Annotated in this window: 22 protein-coding genes and 1 pseudogene; 14 read left to right on the plus strand and 9 right to left on the minus strand. The window is 42.7% G+C overall.

Features of this window, described 5'->3' with window-relative positions; all coding sequences use genetic code 11:
• The first annotated feature begins 121 nt into the window (after window positions 1–121).
• The 8 genes from ACZ5NL_RS04805 (at window position 122) to ACZ5NL_RS04840 (ending at window position 5351) form a co-directional block, all read left to right on the plus strand.
• Window positions 122–556 (plus strand): class I SAM-dependent methyltransferase, encoded by a 435-nt coding sequence (locus tag ACZ5NL_RS04805; protein WP_464843207.1) that lies wholly within the window; start codon window positions 122–124, stop codon window positions 554–556.
• Between the two features lie 181 nt (window positions 557–737).
• Window positions 738–1940 carry a hypothetical protein gene (locus tag ACZ5NL_RS04810; protein WP_464843208.1) on the plus strand — a complete coding sequence of 401 codons (1203 nt, stop codon included), beginning with the start codon at window positions 738–740 and terminating at the stop codon, window positions 1938–1940.
• A gap of 29 nt (window positions 1941–1969) precedes the next feature.
• Window positions 1970–2545 carry a hypothetical protein gene (locus ACZ5NL_RS04815; RefSeq protein WP_464843209.1) on the plus strand — a complete coding sequence of 192 codons (576 nt, stop codon included), beginning with the start codon at window positions 1970–1972 and terminating at the stop codon, window positions 2543–2545.
• Window positions 2546–2613: 68 nt separating this feature from the next.
• Window positions 2614–2889 carry a hypothetical protein gene (locus ACZ5NL_RS04820; protein ID WP_464843210.1) on the plus strand — a complete coding sequence of 92 codons (276 nt, stop codon included), beginning with the start codon at window positions 2614–2616 and terminating at the stop codon, window positions 2887–2889.
• Complete coding sequence (locus ACZ5NL_RS04825) at window positions 2889–3689, plus strand: hypothetical protein (protein WP_464843211.1); 801 nt, start codon at window positions 2889–2891, stop codon at window positions 3687–3689. The genes ACZ5NL_RS04820 and ACZ5NL_RS04825 overlap by 1 nt, the downstream gene beginning before the upstream one ends.
• A 12-nt stretch (window positions 3690–3701) precedes the next feature.
• Window positions 3702–4283, plus strand: coding sequence for an AAA family ATPase (locus ACZ5NL_RS04830; RefSeq protein ID WP_464843212.1), 582 nt, complete (start codon window positions 3702–3704; stop codon window positions 4281–4283).
• A 34-nt stretch (window positions 4284–4317) separates the two neighbouring features.
• Window positions 4318–4896 (plus strand): hypothetical protein, encoded by a 579-nt coding sequence (locus ACZ5NL_RS04835; RefSeq protein ID WP_464843319.1) that lies wholly within the window; start codon window positions 4318–4320, stop codon window positions 4894–4896.
• The gene (locus ACZ5NL_RS04840; RefSeq protein ID WP_464843213.1) at window positions 4896–5351 is read left to right on the plus strand and encodes a flavodoxin family protein; all 456 of its coding nucleotides are present in this window, start codon (window positions 4896–4898) and stop codon (window positions 5349–5351) included. The genes ACZ5NL_RS04835 and ACZ5NL_RS04840 overlap by 1 nt, the downstream gene beginning before the upstream one ends.
• Here ACZ5NL_RS04840 and ACZ5NL_RS04845 read toward each other — a convergent pair.
• From ACZ5NL_RS04845 to ACZ5NL_RS04855, 3 genes are all read right to left on the minus strand, one after another.
• Window positions 5340–5762, minus strand: coding sequence for an EamA family transporter (locus ACZ5NL_RS04845; protein ID WP_464843214.1), 423 nt, complete (start codon window positions 5760–5762; stop codon window positions 5340–5342). The genes ACZ5NL_RS04840 and ACZ5NL_RS04845 overlap by 12 nt on opposite strands.
• Window positions 5763–5764: 2 nt before the next feature.
• Window positions 5765–7114, minus strand: a complete 1350-nt coding sequence (gene glmM, locus ACZ5NL_RS04850) for a phosphoglucosamine mutase (protein WP_464843215.1) — start codon at window positions 7112–7114, stop codon at window positions 5765–5767.
• A 72-nt stretch (window positions 7115–7186) separates the two neighbouring features.
• Window positions 7187–7642, minus strand: a complete 456-nt coding sequence (locus tag ACZ5NL_RS04855) for a hypothetical protein (RefSeq protein WP_464843217.1) — start codon at window positions 7640–7642, stop codon at window positions 7187–7189.
• Between the two features lie 126 nt (window positions 7643–7768).
• On the opposite strand from ACZ5NL_RS04855, the gene ACZ5NL_RS04860 reads away from it, so the two are divergent.
• Genes ACZ5NL_RS04860 through ACZ5NL_RS04875 form a run of 4 tightly spaced genes read left to right on the plus strand, consistent with a single transcriptional unit; the run spans window position 7769 to window position 12536 of the window.
• On the plus strand, window positions 7769–9037 hold the full coding sequence (locus ACZ5NL_RS04860) for a BMP family lipoprotein (RefSeq protein WP_464843218.1): 1269 nt from the start codon (window positions 7769–7771) through the stop codon (window positions 9035–9037).
• A 46-nt stretch (window positions 9038–9083) separates the two neighbouring features.
• Window positions 9084–10613: an ABC transporter ATP-binding protein gene (locus tag ACZ5NL_RS04865; protein ID WP_464843219.1), complete on the plus strand. Its 1530-nt coding sequence runs from the start codon at window positions 9084–9086 to the stop codon at window positions 10611–10613.
• The gene (locus ACZ5NL_RS04870) at window positions 10603–11634 is read left to right on the plus strand and encodes an ABC transporter permease (protein ID WP_464843220.1); all 1032 of its coding nucleotides are present in this window, start codon (window positions 10603–10605) and stop codon (window positions 11632–11634) included. Before ACZ5NL_RS04865 ends, ACZ5NL_RS04870 begins: the two co-directional genes overlap by 11 nt.
• Entirely contained in the window at window positions 11631–12536 is a 906-nt protein-coding gene (locus tag ACZ5NL_RS04875; protein ID WP_464843221.1) for an ABC transporter permease, read from the plus strand. Before ACZ5NL_RS04870 ends, ACZ5NL_RS04875 begins: the two co-directional genes overlap by 4 nt.
• Window positions 12537–12544: 8 nt before the next feature.
• Here ACZ5NL_RS04875 and ACZ5NL_RS04880 read toward each other — a convergent pair whose 3' ends face one another.
• Complete coding sequence (locus ACZ5NL_RS04880) at window positions 12545–13513, minus strand: metal ABC transporter solute-binding protein, Zn/Mn family (protein WP_464843222.1); 969 nt, start codon at window positions 13511–13513, stop codon at window positions 12545–12547.
• Window positions 13514–13606: 93 nt separating this feature from the next.
• Here ACZ5NL_RS04880 and ACZ5NL_RS04885 point away from each other — a divergent pair, with 93 nt between their 5' ends.
• Window positions 13607–15385 (plus strand): DUF4932 domain-containing protein, encoded by a 1779-nt coding sequence (locus ACZ5NL_RS04885; protein ID WP_464843223.1) that lies wholly within the window; start codon window positions 13607–13609, stop codon window positions 15383–15385.
• Here the strand turns inward: ACZ5NL_RS04885 and ACZ5NL_RS04890 are convergent.
• The 4 genes and pseudogenes from ACZ5NL_RS04890 to ACZ5NL_RS04905 form a co-directional block, all read right to left on the minus strand.
• The gene (locus tag ACZ5NL_RS04890) at window positions 15376–15669 is read right to left on the minus strand and encodes a hypothetical protein (RefSeq protein ID WP_464843224.1); all 294 of its coding nucleotides are present in this window, start codon (window positions 15667–15669) and stop codon (window positions 15376–15378) included. The two genes, ACZ5NL_RS04885 and ACZ5NL_RS04890, sit on opposite strands and share 10 nt — an antisense overlap.
• A 79-nt stretch (window positions 15670–15748) precedes the next feature.
• A complete protein-coding gene (locus ACZ5NL_RS04895; protein WP_042696758.1) occupies window positions 15749–16126 on the minus strand; it encodes a hypothetical protein in 378 nt (125 codons plus the stop codon).
• A gap of 467 nt (window positions 16127–16593) precedes the next feature.
• Window positions 16594–17208, minus strand: a pseudogene (locus ACZ5NL_RS04900) (phosphoribosyltransferase); the annotation flags it as partial.
• An 80-nt stretch (window positions 17209–17288) separates the two neighbouring features.
• Window positions 17289–18605, minus strand: coding sequence for a M20/M25/M40 family metallo-hydrolase (locus tag ACZ5NL_RS04905; RefSeq protein ID WP_464843320.1), 1317 nt, complete (start codon window positions 18603–18605; stop codon window positions 17289–17291).
• Window positions 18606–18677: 72 nt separating this feature from the next.
• Between ACZ5NL_RS04905 and ACZ5NL_RS04910 the strand changes: the two genes are divergently transcribed.
• A complete protein-coding gene (locus tag ACZ5NL_RS04910; RefSeq protein ID WP_464843226.1) occupies window positions 18678–18932 on the plus strand; it encodes a hypothetical protein in 255 nt (84 codons plus the stop codon).
• Here ACZ5NL_RS04910 and cysS read toward each other — a convergent pair whose 3' ends face one another.
• Window positions 18933–20357 carry a cysteine--tRNA ligase gene (gene cysS, locus ACZ5NL_RS04915; protein ID WP_464843227.1) on the minus strand — a complete coding sequence of 475 codons (1425 nt, stop codon included), beginning with the start codon at window positions 20355–20357 and terminating at the stop codon, window positions 18933–18935. It abuts the gene before it with no gap.
• Between the last annotated feature and the right edge of the window lie 124 nt (window positions 20358–20481).

Below are 20481 nucleotides of genomic sequence, written 5' to 3' on the forward strand. Positions count from 1 at the left end.
AAATGATTGCTTTAGAAGTCTCGTCCAAGCTAAAAGAAGGGAGAATCCTTGATGTTGGAACTGGCCAGGTTACCTCCCGATAGAAATAGCAAAACTCAACCCTGATCTCGAGGTCATTGGTGTGGACATCTCCAGAGAGATGATCAAGATAGCCCATAAAAACGCCCAAAAAGAGGGAGTGAGTATTGAATTTAAGCTGATGAGTGCCTATGATCTAAAATTCGAGGATGAAAGTTTTGAACTCGTCATTACCGTTGGAACGATTCACCATTTTAACAAGCCACTTGACTTTTTCAATGAGGCGTTTAGAGTCTTAAAAAGAGGAGGAGAATTATGGGTATATGACATAGTTCGCAATGCCAAGCCCAAAGATGTAAAACTCTTGTCAAAGATGATAAATCTACCATTATTTCCTTTGTTACTTGTTTTCAAACTTCACGGGTTAACAGAGGAAGAATGGCATAACCTCGTTGACATATCCAAGACAGCAAAGTTCAAGACCCACCGTTTAAAGAATGCTGGGGCCTTTATGAAGCTCATTCTAAAAAAGATCTAAGCCTTATTTAGTCCAAAATATCGTTTCTCATCGTTCACATGCAGATTTTCATAATTTTTAATGGGTTGTATGTATAGAAAGCTGTTTATGGAAGCATATACAAAAAATGAAACGTTCCGGAACGTTCTTTTCACCGGGTTCCTAAAATAGGTAAAGAGCCTAGTTAAGAATGGTGATGGACATGAAATGGTTGAAAGTTTGGGTGTTAATAGCCCTGTTGGTGGGAAGCATAATACCAGCGGGCTTGAGCCTAGCAGACGAGAATGCCACCATAGAAAATGAAACAGAACCTTTGCCACCAGAGATCCAGAACATTACTCAAGAGGAAAGAATAGCCGAGCATATTGTTGCAGCCCTTGAAAGAGTAAGCGAAATAACAACAAGACTAATTAACAATACAAACTTACCAGACAATTCAAGCGTTATGAGACACTACCAACTGGCCGAACAGTACAAAGAAGATGCCCTCGCTGCTTATGAAAGCGGCGACTATTACAACACCATAATCAATGGCTTAACGGCAATGCATCACTACAGAGAAGTTCTGAAGAGCTTTGAAAGAGGAAAAGAGGAGCTCAAAGAAAGGTTGCCAGAGGAAATAAAGAGAATGGAAGGCTACTTTAGAATGGCTGAGAGAACTATAGAGATCGCTCAAAAACAGGGGATTGATGTAGAAAACGCAACAATGCTTTTACAAGAAACTAAGGAGGCTTACAAGACTGTGTTAGAGGACATAAAAGCCAGAGATTTCGAGAAAGCTAAAGAAGACCTCGAAGTTGCGAGGGAGAAAAAAGCAGCGCTAGATGAGGAACTAAAGAGAATAAGAAAGGAACTTGTAGAGGCAAACGCTGACAAGATAGTAAATGAGTTCTTGGAGAAAGGTGCAAGAGGGATAGAGGTAGCAGAGAAAGTAATTGAGATGGCAGAAGAAAAAGGCTACGATACAAGTGAACTTCAAGAAAGACTTGAAGCGTTTAAAGAAGTCTATGATGAAGTTAAAGCTCTAGCAGATGAAGGAAAATACGACGAAGCTCTTCAGGTCATGAGAGAGAACACGGAGACCATAAAAGAATTTCACAAGGCAATGGCATTTATCCAGAGAAAGTTCCACGAGAGAGAAGCCCAAGAAAAGATGAGAGACATGAGAACATTTCTCAGAGAGATTAACGGCAGAATTCAGAAGGATGCAAAGGCCTTGAGAGAGCTCAAGAGAAAAGGAGTAGATACAAGAAAGGCAGAACTGCAGCTTAAAACTTCGATACAAGAGGTAAGACTTGGAATCGAGCTCCTAAAACACAAAAAGCCAGCAGAAGCAAAGATGCACTTTGCAATTGCCCTGGACATGCTCCATAGAGTGGATGAGTTTATCCTAAGGCATCTCTGATTTCTAATTTTTTATGGAGGTGGTAAAGTATGAAAAAGGCTTTGCTTGCCTTATTGCTTTTTATTCCCCTTGTAAGTGCAGAGAACGTAAACATAACCCCCTATGGAGACGGATATGCAACTGTAGAAATTGAAGTGCCCGTTGATGATTATGCAACGCAGGTTACATTATCTTTGATTGGGGATCATTACGAAGACATCTTTGTTACCGACGAAAACGATAACCCCCTCGAATATTACATAAACGGAAACGAGATTACTGTGAACGCCCAAGAAGCTCAGATAGTGAAGATTACTTACACCACTCCAGATTTGATTAAACAAGAGGGTCTTGTGTGGACCCTTTCATTAAATTCAGACAATCCAGTAAGCGTTATATTGCCAGAAGGAGCGAGTTTGGTAGATATGAGTGATGTTCCCATTGAAGTTGAAGGTAATAGGATTACACTCCCAGCAGGGAAAATTGAGGTAAGTTTTACTCTCCAAGACGTAGAAACAGACACTGTAGCACTCGCAAAAGAAGGAGGCATCTCAGCAAAAATGGTGCTCTCATTGGGAGCACTCTTGGTGATCTCAATTCTGGGATTTGCCCTTTGGAGGCGATGATAATTTGAACTTTCTTTTCTTTCAATAAATTTATGAAGTACAGTTCATAAATTCCATTTGGTGGTTTTATGCTGGTTGCGAAGCCATGTACAAGCATGAAGGCAATAAACATAACTCCGCGAGAAAAGTTTGATCTTGACCTAGAAGAGGTCTGCGAATGTTTAGCTGAGAAAGGATATCAGATAAAGCGAGTAACTAGGTTTCTGGCACTTGTGAGAAAAACCTATGACATAAGCATATTCCCCAGCGGGAAAATTATAGTGAAAGAAACCGACAACAAAGAGGAAGCTTTAAAAATTGCCCAGGAAATCTACGAGTGCATCAAGGCATACAAGGTGAGCTGATGTTCACAATAGAGGAGATAAGCGAGAGGATTAACAGGATAAGAAAAGAAAACGGTTTTCCCATAGTGCCTTTTGTAATAGATGAAATTAGGTACGATAGAGAGGGTGATAAGCTGTTCATAATAGCCAGAGACAGAAGTGATAAAAGTGCAATAATTGGAAACAGCTTTGTAATCGGAAAGCTTAAAGAAGAACTCGGTGTGAAGCAGGTTACAGTATACTCAAAACTAGATTTGCTTATAAAGCAGAAAAAGCTCAAAGAAAGCCTAAGAAAAATCAAGGGGACTTTTTTGGAATTTTTGATACCAATAATCCAAGCGGAATTTAACTTTCCTCCTCGAAAGTGGCCTGAGCTAAAAGTCAATGAGAGAGCCCTTGTTTTTCTCAGCTTTAATGCAAAAGCCATGATAGGCTTTGCCGAAAAATTGGGGTTAAAAACTGAGAGGATTGGCATCAAGTACACCTTCCCAAAAATAGAGCACGAACCGATAGAAGGTTCCCTTAGAGAGCTCTTTTATCCAGACGAGGAAAAACTGAAAGATATCGCCAGAAAGAAGGAAATTAAGCTCGTCATAGCAGATTTCCCATTCGATTTAAAATTTACTACCGATGCGGCATTTTTAAATCCCCTCAGATTTCTCCATATTGGGTTCTTTGAAGCTAAATACTTTTTCGGCTTTGAAAAGCCTGTTAGGATCGACAAAGATGCCATGATAGACTTTGTAGTGGATATGGTAGCTGAAGGACTAATGGAATCCACAGATGGGGCAAACTTAATATGGTGGGCATGGAAAAAGTAATGTGGTGATCAGATGATAATAGGGGTTGTTGGTAAAATCGCAGCCGGGAAAACAACAATTGCAAAGTTTTTCGAGGAGAAAGGTTTTTGCAGGGTTTCATGTAGTGATCCGTTAATCGACCTCCTAACCCACAACCTAAGCGAGTACTCATGGCTCCCAGAAATTCCAGAAAAGAGCGAGCCAACAAGAGATAAACTCATTGAATACGGTAGATACCTAAAGGAGACCTATGGAGAAGATATTTTGATAAGGCTTGCATTGGACAAAAAAAGAAACTGCGAAAATGTGGTTATTGATGGAGTCCGCTCTAAGGGAGAGATTGAAGCAATAAAAAAGCGAGGTGGGTTTATAATCTATGTTGAAGCCAGAGCAGAGATAAGATACGAGCGTTTAAAGAAGAGGAACGCAGGTAAAGACAGGGTGATAAAAAGCTTTGAAGATTTTTTAAAGGCCGATGAAGCTGAGGAGAAGCTTTATCATACGAGCAAGCTTAAAGACTTAGCTGACTTTTTAATTGTAAACGAAGGAACTCTGGAAGAGTTAAAGGCAAAAGTCGAAGAGATTATAGGCTCCTTGATGTCTAAAAAAGTTTAAAGGTTTTTAGAGCTTCCTTTTATTGGTGGTGTTTATGATTATGATAGTTCTCGCACCCTGTCTTCTCAGCCCTTTTTACGTCTATCGGGGAGCAAAAGAAAAAGAGTACAAGACAAGTGAAAAGCTCTTAGGCTTTCTTTCAGAATATAAAAACAGGATAAAGATGCTAACATACCCCTGTCCCGAATATGAGCTCATAGGCTGGCCAAGGCCTCCCATGAGCAAAGAGATTTTTGAAAAGCTTGGAATGAAAGAAAAAGCGGAAGATATTGCGGACTTCATTGGAAGAGTTTTAACAGAAGAAAAGCCAGAAAAGGTCATCTTTCTTGGAGTTAAAGGCTCACCAACGTGTGGAGTATTTAACACAACCTCAAGCAATCCAGAGAGGTTCCCCTACAAAGTTATCCAAGAGTTCTTTTATCTGCCCAAAGAGGAAAGGATAAAGCGGTCGAAAGAGCTAATGAAAGAGCAGGAGTTTAAACTAATCCCCGGAGAAGGCGTGTTATTTGAGATTCTGAAAAAGAGATTCCCAGACTTTGTTTACATTGAATTTGATAAAGACCGCATTGAGGAAAGCATTGAAAGGTTGAAAAAAGTTATAGAGGGTTCGTGATGAATGCTATCATAGTTTACGTCTCTATTCACCATAAAAACACGGAGAAGATAGCTAGAGCAATAGCAGAAGTTCTTAGTGCAGAGCTCGTTAAGCCATGGGAGATAACACCTGAAGAGCTCTTGAAATACGACCTCATAGGCTTTGGCTCAGGCATTTACTACTGGAAGCACCATAGAGCACTCTTTAAACTTATAAATAATCTTCCATGGATGGAAGGGAGAAAGGCCTTTATCTTTTCAACAGCAGGGATAAACATTCCTTTTATCAACCATAGGAAGCTCAGAAAGGCTTTAAAGAAGAAAGGATTTAAAATAGTGGGAGAATTTTCCTGCAGAGGATGGGACACAAATGGTTGGCTTGCTAAGATAGGAGGGATAAATAAAAATCATCCCGACGAAAAGGACATTGAAGATGCGAGAAAGTTCGCAAAAAAGTTAGCTTCACTTCAGTGAGACCAAAATGGCACCAGCAACTATTAACAAAGCTCCAATAAAGGCCCTCAAAGTTACTTCCTCTCCTAGCAAGATCCATGCAAATGCTATTGCAAAGACCACGCTAGTCCTGTCTATAGCCACAACAGCTTTGACACTTCCCGTTTTTAGTGCCAAGAAGTAGAAAAGCCAAGAGAACGCCCCCGCAACACCCGACAAAACTATGAAGGCAAATTGCTTTGAAGTTATTCCTCCTTTCAACTTTCCTTGAAAGACTGAAACCAGAAGCAGGAACATAAACATGATAAATGCTCTAATCGTAGTGGCTAGAGTTGAATCTATCCCCTCAAGGCCAATTTTCCCAAATATTGCAACCAAAGCTGCAAATATGGCCGATAAGAGAGCATAAAATATATAAATAGGAATTTCCAACTCTAGGCCTCCCTTATAGCCCTTTCTACAAGCTCCTTCGCTTTTTCCATCAGCTCCTTCGCTTTCTCCTCTGTGTGAGCTTCAAGAGTTATGCGCATTATTGGTTCGGTACCACTAGGCCTGAAAAGTATCCACCACTCATCGTTTTCAATCCTTATTCCATCGATGTCAATCAGCCTCTTATAGTCAAAGCTCTCCAGAGCTTCCCTAGCTATAAGCTCCATAGCCTTTGCTTTCTTCTCATTAGGGCAGGGGATCTTAGTCCTCAAAGTTACATATCTAGGCACTTCTTTAGCTAGTTCACTCAGGGGACCGAGTTTATCGATCATCTCAAGAACCAAGGCTCCAGCGAATATTCCATCGGGAGTGAGATTCCACTGTGGGATTATCCAAGTTCCAGAAGGCTCGCCTCCGAAGACTGCTCTTTCTCTTACTATCCCCTCTGCAACCGCAACATCACCGACTTTTACCCTAACAACTTCACCCCCTAGAGGCCTAACGTAATCATCTAAGGCAAAGCCTGCATCCACTGTGGTAATAACCTTCCCTTTCCCAAACTTTTTCAGCATATATCCACTTATGAGAGAAAGCATCACTTCATATTCAACAAAGTTGCCTTGATCATCAACAACACCAATCCTATCTGCATCTCCATCGTGTGCTATGCCCACGTCAGCCCTAAGTGACTTTACAACCTTTGAAAGGGTTGAAAGGCTTTTAGCATTTGGCTCAAGCTCTCTTACAAAAAATCCCGATGGATGGGAGTTGAGTGAGACAACCTTATTTCCGAGCTCCCTCTGAAGATAGGGAGATAAAATTGAACCAGCGCCGTTTCCACAGTCAAGAACAACTTTATAGCTTTTTGAAAGCTCTATCATCTCAAGAGCTTTTTTTATGTATTCCTTTTTTGGATCAGCTTTTGTTAGCTTTCCTACTCTATCCCAAGATGCCTGCTGGAACTTTTCTTCTTCAAGAATTCTCTCCAGCTCACTTTCCATCTCACTTGTATATGCCATTCCATTCGGCTGCCACACTTTTATGCCGTTGTACTGGGGAGGATTGTGAGAAGCTGTGATGGTTACTCCCGCATCAGCTTCGTATAGCTTTATTGCAAAGCCCGTTAATGGAGTTGGAGAGAGACCTATGTCAATAACATCTATCCCAGTACTTAGAAGTCCGCTTATCAGTGCATTTTTAAGCATCTCACCGCTTGTCCTGGTGTCCATCCCGACGATTACTCTCCCCTCGCCGAGGAAAGTCCCCAATGCCTTCCCGACTTTCAGAGCAAGATCTGGGGTTAATTTTTCATTAACGACTTCCCTTATACCGCTTGTCCCAAAGTACTTCCCCATGTGGATCACCTAATGAGCGCTAAACACTAAGAAATACGAGGTTAAGTTAAAAGATTTTTTATTCTATCCCCCTCAAAATCTCCTCACGTAGGTTTTCTTTTTAGTGACTCTACCCTCTTCAAGCTTGTACACGTCAACCTTCTCCATTCCCATGGTTTCACGCTTATAAGCGACCAGATAGTCTATAAAGTCCTTAAGCGCATATCTAAAAACAGAGTCTTTAAAGTATTTGGGCTCGTATATAAGGATAAGCTTATCCCTATGTTCTGCTATGAACGAATAATACTTAGCTCTCTCTGGTTTTAGTCTGGATAAAACTGAATAGAGCACATAGCCGTCAAACTCGAATCCTTCTTCAATGTCTCCTATAAAGACCTTCTCCGGATAATCCACCTCGAAGGGAAGGTATTCCACAAGGAAAACTTTACCTTTAGAAAGCCACACATTGAGAAATATCTTTGCGAGCTTCTTAGCATTCCCTGTAAGTAAAACTACACCTCTTTCAAGGTTTGTTATCTCCTTAAGCATATCTTTCCCCCAGTTAATAGAATTGAACCCCTTAAAAACCTGAGGCAGTTGCCCAAAAATGACCATAAAGTATATATTCCTATTGTTCTCACTCTCATACGATAACTCCCCATGGAGGTCGATCTAATGAAGAATAGAGGATTAGCAGTGCTTTTAGTAGGAATTTTACTATTTAGCGTTGCTGTAAGTGGCTGTATTGGCGGAGGAGGAAAGACAGAAACACAAACAAGCACTCCCCAATACGCGGGGAAAATTGCAGTGGTTTATGATGTCGGTGGAAGAGGTGATCTTAGCTTCAACGATATGGCATACCTAGGAGCTTCAAGGGCCGCAAAGGACTTCAACCTTGAGCTTAAGGAAGTACAGAGCAACAGTGAATCCGATTATTTGCCAAACCTCAGAAGCTTAGCCCAAAAGGGAGAGTATGACATCATTATCGCAGTTGGATTTATGATGACCGATGCAATAAAGCAGGTAGCAGACGAGTTCCCCAACCAAAAGTTCGCCATAGTTGATGGATTTGTCCCAGATAAGCCAAATGTTGTAAGCATTCTCTTTAAAGAGAATGAAGGCTCAGCTCTAATCGGAGCTTTAGCCGGGTTAATAGCTGCAAACGACGGTAAAGACAAAGTAGGTGCCGTTCTTGGTATTGAAATTCCCGTTCTCTACAAGTTTGAAGGTGGATATAGGTTTGGTGTGGCTTGGGCAGAAGACTACTACAAGCAAAAGACTGGAAAAGACGTCAACATTGACATCCTATACACTTACACTGGTTCATTCACAGACCCTGCAAAGGGCAAAACTGCAGCTCAAGCACAGCTCGGGCAGGGAGCATGGGTGATTTACCAGATAGCAGGTGCGGTAGGATTGGGTGTATTTGACGCAGTTTACGAATACCTCCAAAGCCAAGGAAAAGACATGGGTCCACCATTTGCCGTTGGTGTAGATTCAGCACAAGATTGGATTAAGCCGGGAGTTATAATCGCTTCAATGATGAAGAGAGTTGACGTCGGTGTTTACAAGGCTGTAGAAATGGCCGTCAAGGGCAACTGGCAAGGAGGAATAATGGAGCTCGGACTAAAAGAGGGCGGTGTTGGAGTAAGCACTATCGACGATGTAAAGGAGATGTTCAACTCGCTTCCAGAGGAAACCAAGAAGCAGAAGCTTAAGGAACTCGGCTTTACTAGCGAAGATGAGCTATTTGCCAAGCTCGAGGAGACAAGAAAGCAGGTTCCAGATTGGATATGGCAAGCTGTGAAAGAGCTTGAAGAGAAGATCAAGAGCGGAGAGATAAAAGTTCCAATGGCAACTACAAAAGACCAGATAGAAGCCCTAAGAAATGCCCAAACGTGGCAAGAAATGGAGGAGTTAGCAAAGCAGTGGGAAAGCAGTTGATTTCTCCTTTTTATTTTAACTTTTACAGCTTCTTGGGGGTGCATTTATGGAAGAAGTTCCAATTATTGAGATGAAAGGAATCGTCAAGATATATCCAGACGGAACAAAGGCCCTAAAAGGTGTTGATTTTTCTGTAAAAAAAGGCGAGATTCACGGCTTATTGGGTGAGAATGGAGCGGGAAAAACAACTTTAATGAAAATACTCTCTGGAATGCTCCATCCAACAGAGGGTAAAATTTTTGTTAATGGTAAAGAAGTGAGATTTAAAAGCCCTGCTGATGCCCTTTCAAATGGAATTGGTATGGTTCACCAGCATTTTACTCTCGTTGATGTTTTTGATGGACTTCATAATATTATACTCGGAATGGAAGGCCATGGCCTTTTCTCAAAGATAGATGTTGAGAAAGCGAAAGAGAAGTTACAAAAGCTTATGGATGAGCTAAACTTTCAAGTCCCCCTTGATGTACCTGTTGAAAACCTTCCGGTGGGTGTTCAGCAGAGAATTGAGATATTAAAAACCCTATATAGAGATGTTGATGTCCTCATTTTGGATGAACCAACTGCAGTGTTAACACCAATAGAGGTCAAGGAGCTCTTTGATGTTCTTAGAAAGCTAAAATCACAGGGTACAACGATAATATTCATAAGCCATAAGCTAAGGGAGGTCATGGAAATAACCGACAGGGTAACCGTTCTGAGAAAGGGAGAAGTAATAGGAACCGTCAACACAAGTGAGACATCACCAAAAGAACTCGCCAAAATGATGGTTGGGAGAGAAGTTGTCCTCAGGATAGAGAAGCCACCGAAAGAAGCTGGAAAACCCGTGCTTGAAGTAAAAGACCTATGGGTAAAGGGAGACAGAGGAGAAGATGCAGTAAAAGGACTGACATTTGAGGTGAAAGCTGGAGAAATTTTCGGAATAGCAGGTGTAGAGGGCAACGGACAAACCGAGCTTATAGAAGCAATTAGCGGGTTAAGGAGAATAGAAAAAGGCAAGGTAATTCTTAACGGCAAAGATATAACCGGTAGACCACCAAGAGAGCTTTATGACCTCGGAGTGGCACATATTCCAGAGGACAGAATCCATATGGGGCTCGTCACAGAAATGAGTGTAGCTGAAAATTCAATTCTTGGTCTCCACTGGAGAGAGACCTTTAGAGGGCCGCTGGGACTTATAAGATGGGATAAAGTTAAGGAACACGCGGCAAAGCTTGTAAAGAATTTTGAAGTTGTAGTCCCAAGTATAGATGCTCCCGTGAAGAGCCTGAGCGGAGGGAACCAGCAAAAGCTCATAGTTGCAAGAGAAGTCAGCAAAGAACCTGAATTTATAATTGCATCTCAACCAACGAGAGGCGTAGATGTTGCTTCAACTGAGTATATAAGGAACTACTTGATAAGGCTTAGAAACGAAAACAAGGCAGTTCTTTTGGTTTCTGCCGATCTCGATGAAGTATTGCAGCTCAGTGATAGAATGGCGATAATCTATGAAGGCAGATTTGTGGGCATAGTTAAGCCTGAGGAAGTTACCGAAGAGCAAATAGGACTAATGATGGGAGGTATCAAGCATGAGAGTTGATATCAAAGGATTCGCAAAGCCGCTTGTAGAGAGCCTGATAGCAATAGTGATTGGAATCGTGGTAGGCGGGATTATATTAGCATTCTCAGGCTACAGCCCAGTTAAGGCCTATGTGGCACTTTTTGACGGAGCCATAGGTTCAAAGTACGGGTGGGCTATGACACTAAGCGCCGCAACCCCTATAATATTAACCGCTTTGACCTTTGGAGTAGGAGCGAGAACAGGACTCTTTAACATTGGTGGAGAAGGCACAGTATATTTTGGAGCGATAGCGGCAATCCTGCTAACAAATCTATGGGGAAACATTCTAATGGGCCTCCTTGGTGGGATAATAGCTGGAATAGTGTGGATGGCAATTCCAGCCTTCCTAAAGGTTCTAAGAGGGGTAAACGAGGTTGTATCCACAATCATGCTTAACTGGATGGCCTACTTCATAGCCCTCTACATAGTCCTGCAGAAAATACCCAACCCAGAGGATCCAAATAAGACAATAGCAGTCCCAGTTAGTGCAAGGTTTCCAATAATAATGAAGGGAAGTGAGCTTTCATGGGCCTTTGCAATTTCAGTAATAGCAGCGCTCATTACATACTACATTCTCTGGCACACCGAGTTAGGGTACGAGCTTAGAGTGAGCGGGTACAACGAGAGAGCAGCTCGCTATGGTGGAATAAATCCAAAAAAAGCAGTTATATGGTCGTTCCTCCTGGGAGGCATCATGAGCGGCCTTGCTGGAGCAACGGAAGTTATGGGAAGACCTCCAAGCTATGCAATAAGCCAAGGAATGGCGAACATATATGGCTACGGATTCGATGGGATAGGTGTTTCACTGGTTGGAAGAAATCATCCTCTTGGAATAATATTCAGTGGTATCTTCTTTGGAATGCTTAAAGCCGGAGCAACAGCTATGCAGATTGAAGCGGGAGTGCCATTAGAGATGGTAAGAATGGTTCAGGGTGTTATAGTTGTTGCCGTTGCAATTCCAGGACTTTTGGACCTTCTAAAGAGGGTGGTGAGAAGATGATTGAGGCCGTTATTTCAACACTTATAGGAGCGCTAACGGCAATGGTTCCACTGGTGCTTACGAGTGTGGGAGCTGTGGTGAGTGAGAGAGCCGGTGTGGTTAACATAGGCTATGAAGGAATACTCCTCATGAGTGCCTTCTTCGGAGCAATATTCGCAGAAATCACCGGGAGTCCATGGATCGGTCTTCTCGGTGGGGCTTTTATAGGGATGCTTCTCGGGATGCTTCACGGATTTATTACCGTATATCTAAAGGGAGACCACGTAATTCCGGGTATAGGAGTTAATCTTCTTGCACTGGGTGTTGTAGCCTTTGGAATTCCAGCATACTGGGGAACCGCAGGTCAGCATCAAGTTCCAACGAACTTCAGGGTTACACCGATAATAAACACTCCCTACGGAAGTCTAAGTCCAATGGTTCTTGTAACAATCGTCATAGCAATCTTAACCCACTGGGTCCTCTTCAGAACTCCGTTAGGACTTAGAATAAGAGCAGTGGGTGAAAATCCAGAAGCAGCGGATGCGCTAGGTATAAACGTTGAGCGTTACAGGTTTCTAGCCACAGTCTATGGAGCAACACTTGCAGGCCTTGGTGGAGCATTCATGAGTGTCGACTGGCTTGGAACGGTCACAAAGCAGCTTTCAGCAGGTAGAGGATTTATCGCCTTAGCAAATATGGTCTTCAGCGGATGGAACCCGCTAAGAGCTCTCCTTGGAGGATTCATCTTCGGATTCTTCGATAACCTCTCAGTGTGGGTGAGAACGAATCCAGAGGTTCAAAGAATCATCCCATGGCAGTTTGTTGCTACGCTTCCATACCTAGTGACACTGATCATTGTAGCGGGAATAATAGGAAAAGTAAGACCTCCAAAAGCCGATGGAAAACCATACAAGAGAGAGTGATTTCTTTATTACTTTTTTATTATTACACCAAGAGCCGTTCCGAGGGTAATTCCGACTATAAGGGCGAGAAAGATATATGTTGTGTTGAGGTTTGTTTGCCGGGATATCTGCTTTGGAGCGCAACTTCTAAATGCCAAGGCTACATTGGCTGAATTTTGAGTTAAAACTTCCGTATAGCTTCTCCCACTCCACATAACCAAAACTTTGACCGCTGGAACCCCCGTTCTTTTTGAAAGCTCAAGGGCAGCACTTTTCAACTGCTCTGGAGACTCTTCGGAATATACTATTATATCAACGGTTTTCGCAACATCTAAGAGCTCATCTACACTCTTGGCTGGAACTTCTTCTTCAGGTTTTATAGAGTCAACTGCCACAACTCCCATCCACTCCAAAGCGTACTGTTGAGAGGGGAGCTCTATCAATGCCCTTTTCCCTTTCAAGTCCAACTTTTGATATGCCAAGGCAATCCCCTCAACCTTTGCCTCAAACTCTGAAAACCGGGAATCTAGGGAAGCGTAAGCAGGATAAATCTCGACTAAGGCATCCTTTACAGCTTTTGCTATGGCAAGGGCATTATAAGGATCAAGCCAGATGCCGTGTGGGTTGTACTTATTGTTGTACCACCTCTCAGGGAGATAGCGAAAGCCATATCTTTGATAATCCCTTATCCCAAGAACCCTCCCTTTTAAGAGCCCTTCCTGCTCGAGCTCCTCTATTTTCTCTTCCGCAGGCAAGTGACCAATTGTAACTACAGCATCTGCCCTTTGAATCTCTTCAATCTGTTCCGGTGTAAGCTGGTATTGATGAGGATCAACGCCAAGAGGAACGAGGTATTCCACCTGAACGGTGTCTCCAAAGGCCTCCTTAAGTATCTCCGCTATTGGGGCTATGCTCGTAACTACTAAAGGCCTCTCCTGAGCAATAGTCATGGGAGAGAGAAGAATAAGTATAAACAGTACCACTGTTATCCTTTTCATTTTAGGTCACCCTAACAGAATTGGAGCATGATATTTTAAAGTTTTGCAAAGTTTTGCAGAGAATTTAAATATGCCGAATAAAAAAGTAGTATGATGCCTATGAAACGCAGGCTCTTGGCACTCCTGCTCATTTTTCTGCTAGCTCCAAACGTTAGTGCATACCAGTTCCAGCGAAATAGTGTTCTAATAGAGATAAACCCAAATGAAGAGCTCTTATCTATTGTCTACTACCTCGCATTTGGTCACGATGAGTTCGTAATTAACAGAGAGCAGTACATTAATGATGTAGAACACTGGTTCTGGAAATACAAAAACCACAGGGCGGTAGAGGTACTTAAGGAATATTTCAAGGATGCAAAAACCATTCCAGAGAGGGATTATAGGTTATTCCTCATTGACGCGTATCTTCTGCAGTTCTCAGAGCCACCGAAGATGAAGAAGATCTACACGGGATGGCAGGATCAAGAGCTTGACAAAATAGTGAATGCCCTGAAGGAGTTTTCCCAAGACACAAACTTCATGGAATTCTTTAGGAGGCATGAAAATCACTACAATGAAGATATGAAAGTTTACGCTTCTGCCATAACCCTACTTCCCCCAGATGAATTCATGAAACCATATATGAACTTGACCAAAGTTCGCTTCGAGTTTCATTTTCCCTATTTGGTTTGCATTCACGGACACAGCTTTAGGGAAAAAGTAAATGGGACAGTGATCTACGGCTCTGGAGGAATGCTTCCATTGGTCAGAAGAAACCCTCCCAAAACATACTGGGGATTTCTTAGGGCAAAGGATACCATATTCGGGCTTCCACTGAACAGCGTTTATGTAAATAATTCAGAGTTTGACAAATTGTGGATTTTAGAGTTTATATACCACGAACTTGGACACGACCTAACTACAGCCAAGCTTGATGAGTATTACGGGTACAAAGTAAAGCCCCTCAAATACCTTGAAGACACCATAGAGGAAGATATGCCTTACTTGGCAACCTACGATATACACTTTTGGGGCGATACAACCATGATATACGAAAGTTTTGCAGATGCTTGGGCATACTTTGCCCTAAGCGGAGTAAACAAGGATTATGCCGAACTTTCCCTGCAGATGCAGAAAGCATGGGGAGAATTCTGGATCGAGGAGGTTGTAGAGCTGTACAAAAAATACTCGAAGATTGCCGCTGAAAATAACAAGCCCCTGGAGGAGTATATCTTTAATATGTTAACAGAGCTAGCTCATAGAGTACCCGAAAGCAAAGCAAAAGCCCTTTATGATGAAAAAGTACCGGTGACTCCATTGAGAGCACTAGACGATGGAGTGAAGGAAGGGGAGGTAATCATAGTCTACGGCACACAGAATCCCGACAAAGATGGTGTGGATTACGATAGAGAGACAGCTGAAATCGTTAAGGATTATCTCCAGAGGTTCTACTCTCAGTGGATGGGAGAGGTAAAAGTTGAAATAAAGAGCGATGTGGAAGTAACTGATGAGGATTTAAAGAAGGATATAATCCTCATCGGAGGTCCTTTGAGTAACAAAGTCGTCGATCAACTGGATGAGGGCTTTCCTTTAAGATTTGTGTTCTCAAACGGAACATGGATTTTGGAGAAGAATGCCAAATTCGAAGACGTCAGAACATTCCTAATAACGGATCAATACATAAAAGAGATTGAATTCGCAAACAAAACTTACAGCTCACCTTCTACATCCGTAGTAATGGCAATACGAAATCCATATCAAGAAGACAATTACATAATATGGATTGCTGGAGCAGATAGATATGGAACAAGAAAATACAAAAATCCAACATACTATCTAGTAAGCTACCAAATATACGACGGCAGAGTCATTGAAGATGGATTTTACTCCTGATGCCCGTTGCTCTTCTCATTTTTTATGTAGGGCTTGCCTATTGCTATGCTGAAGCCTTTAAAGGAGTCATCCTTGCGATGGAACTCTATAGCCAGCGGCAAATTATTATCCTCATTTATCACTATCCTGACGATTCTAGCACGCGAATGGTCGTTCAAATATTCTTCTTTCAGCTCATCATAGTGTTCTAGAGCATCGTTTATAACGTCTTCGTGCATGTTGTAGATTTCTCTAGAGTAGTTGCTGTGCTCCCTTATTGATTTTATCACATCCTCCTTATCCAAGATATCACAACCTTAAGCTTTGCGCCAAGATTGCCCATCCCATTTAAATATTTTTCTCATCTGGGGGGCGTGTTTAGTTTCACCCCCTGTTATTTAAACAGTATTTGACTCTGAGGAGGATTTTCAGACCATAACACATTACCCCAAGCAGGATTCGGGTTACAGTAGTCTTTTTCAGAAAACAGGGGATCCTACTGCCAAACCACGTTGTAAACGCACCCCAGAACCCCTCATGAGGATTCCTATGCCTGTACTCTTCTTCAGAAAACACTCTGTCTCTCTTCTTACTACCAAAACCACCTGGAGCGTTCTTAGTTTTCTTAACAATCGGCCGATAACCCTTTTCCACCACAGTGTTCAGAACTTTCTTTGAATCATAAGCCCCATCAGCATAAAAATTCCCAGAACCCCCCGGCAGGAGTTCAATCAGCTCGTTCTCAGAAGTTGTGATCTTCACAGCAACCGGATACAGTAAACCCGGCAGGATTCTCGTTATTGCCTGAACTTCTATCCTGCCCTTTTTTTATTTGTAATAATGGTTGAGTCTGCTTGAGTGCTGGCGTAGGGTAATTTCTGGAGTTTTTTCAGGAGGTGGTTTGTCAGTTCTTCGAGGTTCAGCTTTTTCTCCCAGTTGTGGAGGGTTGAGTAGTGAATGTTTGCTCCGAAGAATTTTCTGCCGTAGTGCTGGGCGTCTCTGAGAGGTAGGTTGTAGTATTGTTTAAAGAGGAGTATTGCCAGTATTGTTTTTACTGGAAATTTTTTGGATTTTGGCAGGTTCTTCAGCTTTCCTTCTGATTCGAAGTCTGCTAAAACGTCAAGAATTGCGAATGCCACGCTTTCAGGGTCTTTGAGTCTGTGATCCCATCTGGGGATCACGACAACCACCCGAAAGAATTCAGCAAAAACCCTAATAAAGGTTACTATAAACACGCCCCTCATCTGGGCAAATTTTAAAGCCTCTTCAAGCTTTTTCTTCGGAACCTCCATACCATGGAGCTCTTTAAACAGCTCGATTATTTCATCCGAAGTAAGGGCCTCATTCTCCTCAAACAGGTTGTTTACAAGATTTATCATGTCCTCAACGAAATTCCACGGAAAGACTATCCATGCCCAATCGATCTCCTCCCCAAAGTAATCCGGCCTAAACTTTGAGGTTTTTATCGTCAAAAGAGTCGCAACTCTTATTTCAGCTGGGCTTTTGCTCTCGACGTAGTTCTTTGCCAGGGTTAAGCTTTCTCCCGTGTCCGCTATGTCATCAACTATTAGGACTTTCTTGCCCTCAAAATTATATTGCGTGCCGTACTTAAGTCTGGCTTTTCCATCTGGAGTTGCCGTAACTCCCCAATGCTCCACTTTAACGCTCACGAGATCTTTGACTCCCAAATAGTCGCAGTAAAGCCTTGCCGCAACCCAGCCACCTCTCGCAAGACCCACGACAACATCCGGCATCCATCCGTCCTCAAGAACTTTAATAGCTCCTTCCTTAGCCCACTTCTCTATGTCGTCCCAAGAAGCCAAGTATGCTGGAAACTTCTTCATGATTTCCCTTACTGACGTTAATAAACAAGGAATATTTAAGCTTTTCCCACCAGAAAAAACAGAAAAAGAGCCGAAAACTATCACCCAATCAACCTAAGTGCAACCCCTTTATACACCTCGGGGAGAAGCTTAAGGGAATCCAGCTCAACATATTCATTTGGACCATGAATGTTACCTCCTCTGGGTCCAAAGTCTATTGCCTTAACTCCATAAGGCGTAAAGAACCTGGAATCAGCCGCTCCGGGTCCTTCCATAGGCTCAGCCTTCTCTCCAAATTTTTCGAGTGTTTCGAGCATTGCTCTTACTATCTCATCCTCTGGATGGGTAAATAGGTAACCAGCTTTTTCATTACCCCTGACTATAACTTCCGCATCTGGTATGTTAAAAGCGACAACCTCTTTTATGGTGCTCTCGATATCCTCATGGGAATAGCTCATCGCCCTTACATCAAGTCTCAGAATATGTTTGCCTTCTTTGAACGAATAGAGGTTCGGCGTTATCGAAACTCCATAGTCGCTGTACTTTTCGGACTTTATGGGGGCCCTTACTAGAGGAACTATAGCCTTTAAAAGCCTCGTTAAGCCCATATCAACCTCAATTTCATCCCCATTCCCCGGTTCTAGGTACTTGAGTGTTACCTCACTAGGCACAACATTCCCCTTAATGAATTTTCCCTCAAGGGAGACAGCTAAGGCATTTGAATTCCTTAAAAAGTGCGAGAGTGCTGTCATCGGATGGGTATCAACTCCGGGGAGAAAATAAGCTGCGTGCCTCGTTTTAACGATTGGGGTGTTTATTTTAAAAGTTCTTTCCCTTAAAGCTCCATTCATCTTAATTTTTTCGGACGGAACCGCTATCGTAACGCCAAAGCCTTTTCTTCTTCTGATTATGGGCTTCATGCCAATTCCGTCGGCATTTACCATGTATTCAGGGAGATTATTTTCACTCTTCAGCTTCTCTGCAATATGCATTGCCATATTTCCACCGATTTCTTCATCGCCGGTAAATGCAAACAGAACCTTTCCCCCAAGCTTCATTTTTGAGAGCTCTTTCAATGCGAACATTATTGAAGCCACATTTCCCTTATCATCGGCACTCCCTCTTCCGTACGCTTTATTGCCCTTGATTGTCAGTTCAAATGGTTCGGTTTCCCACTCCTCTCTGTTTACAGGAACTACATCGAAGTGAGCCATAAAGAGAAGCCTCGGCTTTCCTTCTCCAATTTCACCATAAACCGCATAATAACCATCCTTTTCTATCAGTTCTGCTTCAATGCCCCATGAAGAGAGTGTCTCCAGTATAAACTTTGGACAGTCCTTTGAAGGCTTTATCCTCCTTGCTGGATCGTTCGTTGTGTCAAACTTTACCAATTCAGAAAGAAGTTCAACAACGTCCATAGGCGACACCATTAAGATCTTCATCGAAATGATATTTAAGAATTTTCACTCCAACTATAGCCGGTGGTGAAAATGAAACCAAAGCCAATGCTTTTTGAAGACTTACCCAATGAGGTCATAGCAGCTGAGGAAGGAGATGAGGGAGTGGAAGAGGAAACAACAGTGGAACAGTTTTTTGCCGAGAGCAAGGGCAACACCCTGTATTTCTCATACGCAACAACAAACGCAAAGATAACCATAGGCATAACCCACGACAGAGCAAGCCTAGAAGACATGGTAAAAGCGGCGAAAGAGCTCCTAGCGGAGTTTAAGAAGAAAAAAGAATAATCAAACGTTTATCCTTTTCCATATTGTTCCTTGGGGCGTGTCCTCGAGCTGAATTCCGAGTTCTCTGAGCTGGCTCCTTATTTTATCCGCAAGCTCAAAGTTTTTCTGCTTTCTAAGCGCACTCCTCACCTCAATCAGGAGCTCTATCAGCTCTTCTTCTTTTGTCTCTTTCGCCTCTTTGAAGTAGTCTTCGAAAATACCAAAGACCTCACTCACCATTCTGAAAAACTCAAGGGCTTTTCTAAGAACGCTTTCCTTTGGCTTTTCAGCTCTTTCCAAGTATCTGTTTACGGCATTCGCAACCTCAAAAATCGGCTTCATAGCCTCAGCCGTGTTGAAATCATCGTCCATCGCTTCATAGAACTTCCTCTTTGCATCTCTTACTACTTCATAGAGCTCAAATTCTTCTCTACCCCACTTGAACGGTGTTTCTGCCTTATCAAGGGCTATCCTTATATTTTCGAGGGTGTGGTAAAGCCTCTCAAGGTTGTTCTTTGCGTGCTGAATCCCCTCCTCCGTGTAATCCAGCGGGGAGCGGTAGTGCTTTTGAAGGACAAAGAACCGAATAACCTCCGCTGAGTACCTTTGAAGGAGCTCCCTAATGGTAACGAAGTTTCCAAGGCTTTTACTCATTTTCTCCCCTTTGACCATCACAAAACCTGTGTGAAGCCAGTAGCGCACCCATTCTTTGCCGGTGCATGCCTCGGTCTGGGCTATCTCGTTTTCATGATGAGGGAAGATGAGGTCGTTTCCTCCTCCGTGGATGTCGAAGCTCTCACCGAGGTACTTGGTGCTCATTGTGGAGCACTCTATGTGCCAGCCGGGCCTTCCCTCACCCCACGGTGAAGACCACTTAGGCTCCCCAGGCTTGGCTTTCTTCCACAGGGCGAAGTCTTCTGGATTTTTCTTTCCTTCTCCTGGCTCCACTCTCGCTCCTTTTCTAAGCTCCTCAAGGTTTATCTTGCTCAGTTTTCCATACTCTCGGTACTTTCTAACTTCAAAATAAACACCGTCGCTTCCTTCATATGCGTAGCCCTTTTCCTCAAGCTTCTTCACAAATTCGATTATGTCTTGGATGTGTTCCGTCACTCTTGGATAAATGTCGGCGGGCTTTACCTTCAAAGCCTTCATGTCCTCAAGGAAGTATTTTAAGAACTTTTCAGCTAACTCTTTTGGGTCTTCTCCAGTTTCGTTCGCTCTTTTAATGATCTTGTCGTCTATATCGGTGAAGTTCATCACCATCAAAACCGTGTATCCCTTATGCTCCAGGTATCTCCTAATGACGTCGAAGGCTATATAAGTCCTTGCATGGCCGAGATGAGTATAATCGTAAACAGTTGGCCCACACACGTACATTCTGACCTCGCCATCCCTCAAAGGCTTAAACTCTTCCTTTTGCTTGGACATCGTGTTATAAACCTTCATCCCAATCACCTAAAGAGAGTTCTCCGAAGTTTTTATTAGATTATCGCTTCCGGCAAGTGCAAAGCTTAAAAACCCCCCTCCATAATCTAAACCAGTTTTTGAAAAAAGGAAAGGGAGGTCATGA

It is taken from the genome of Thermococcus aegaeus (assembly GCF_055393685.1).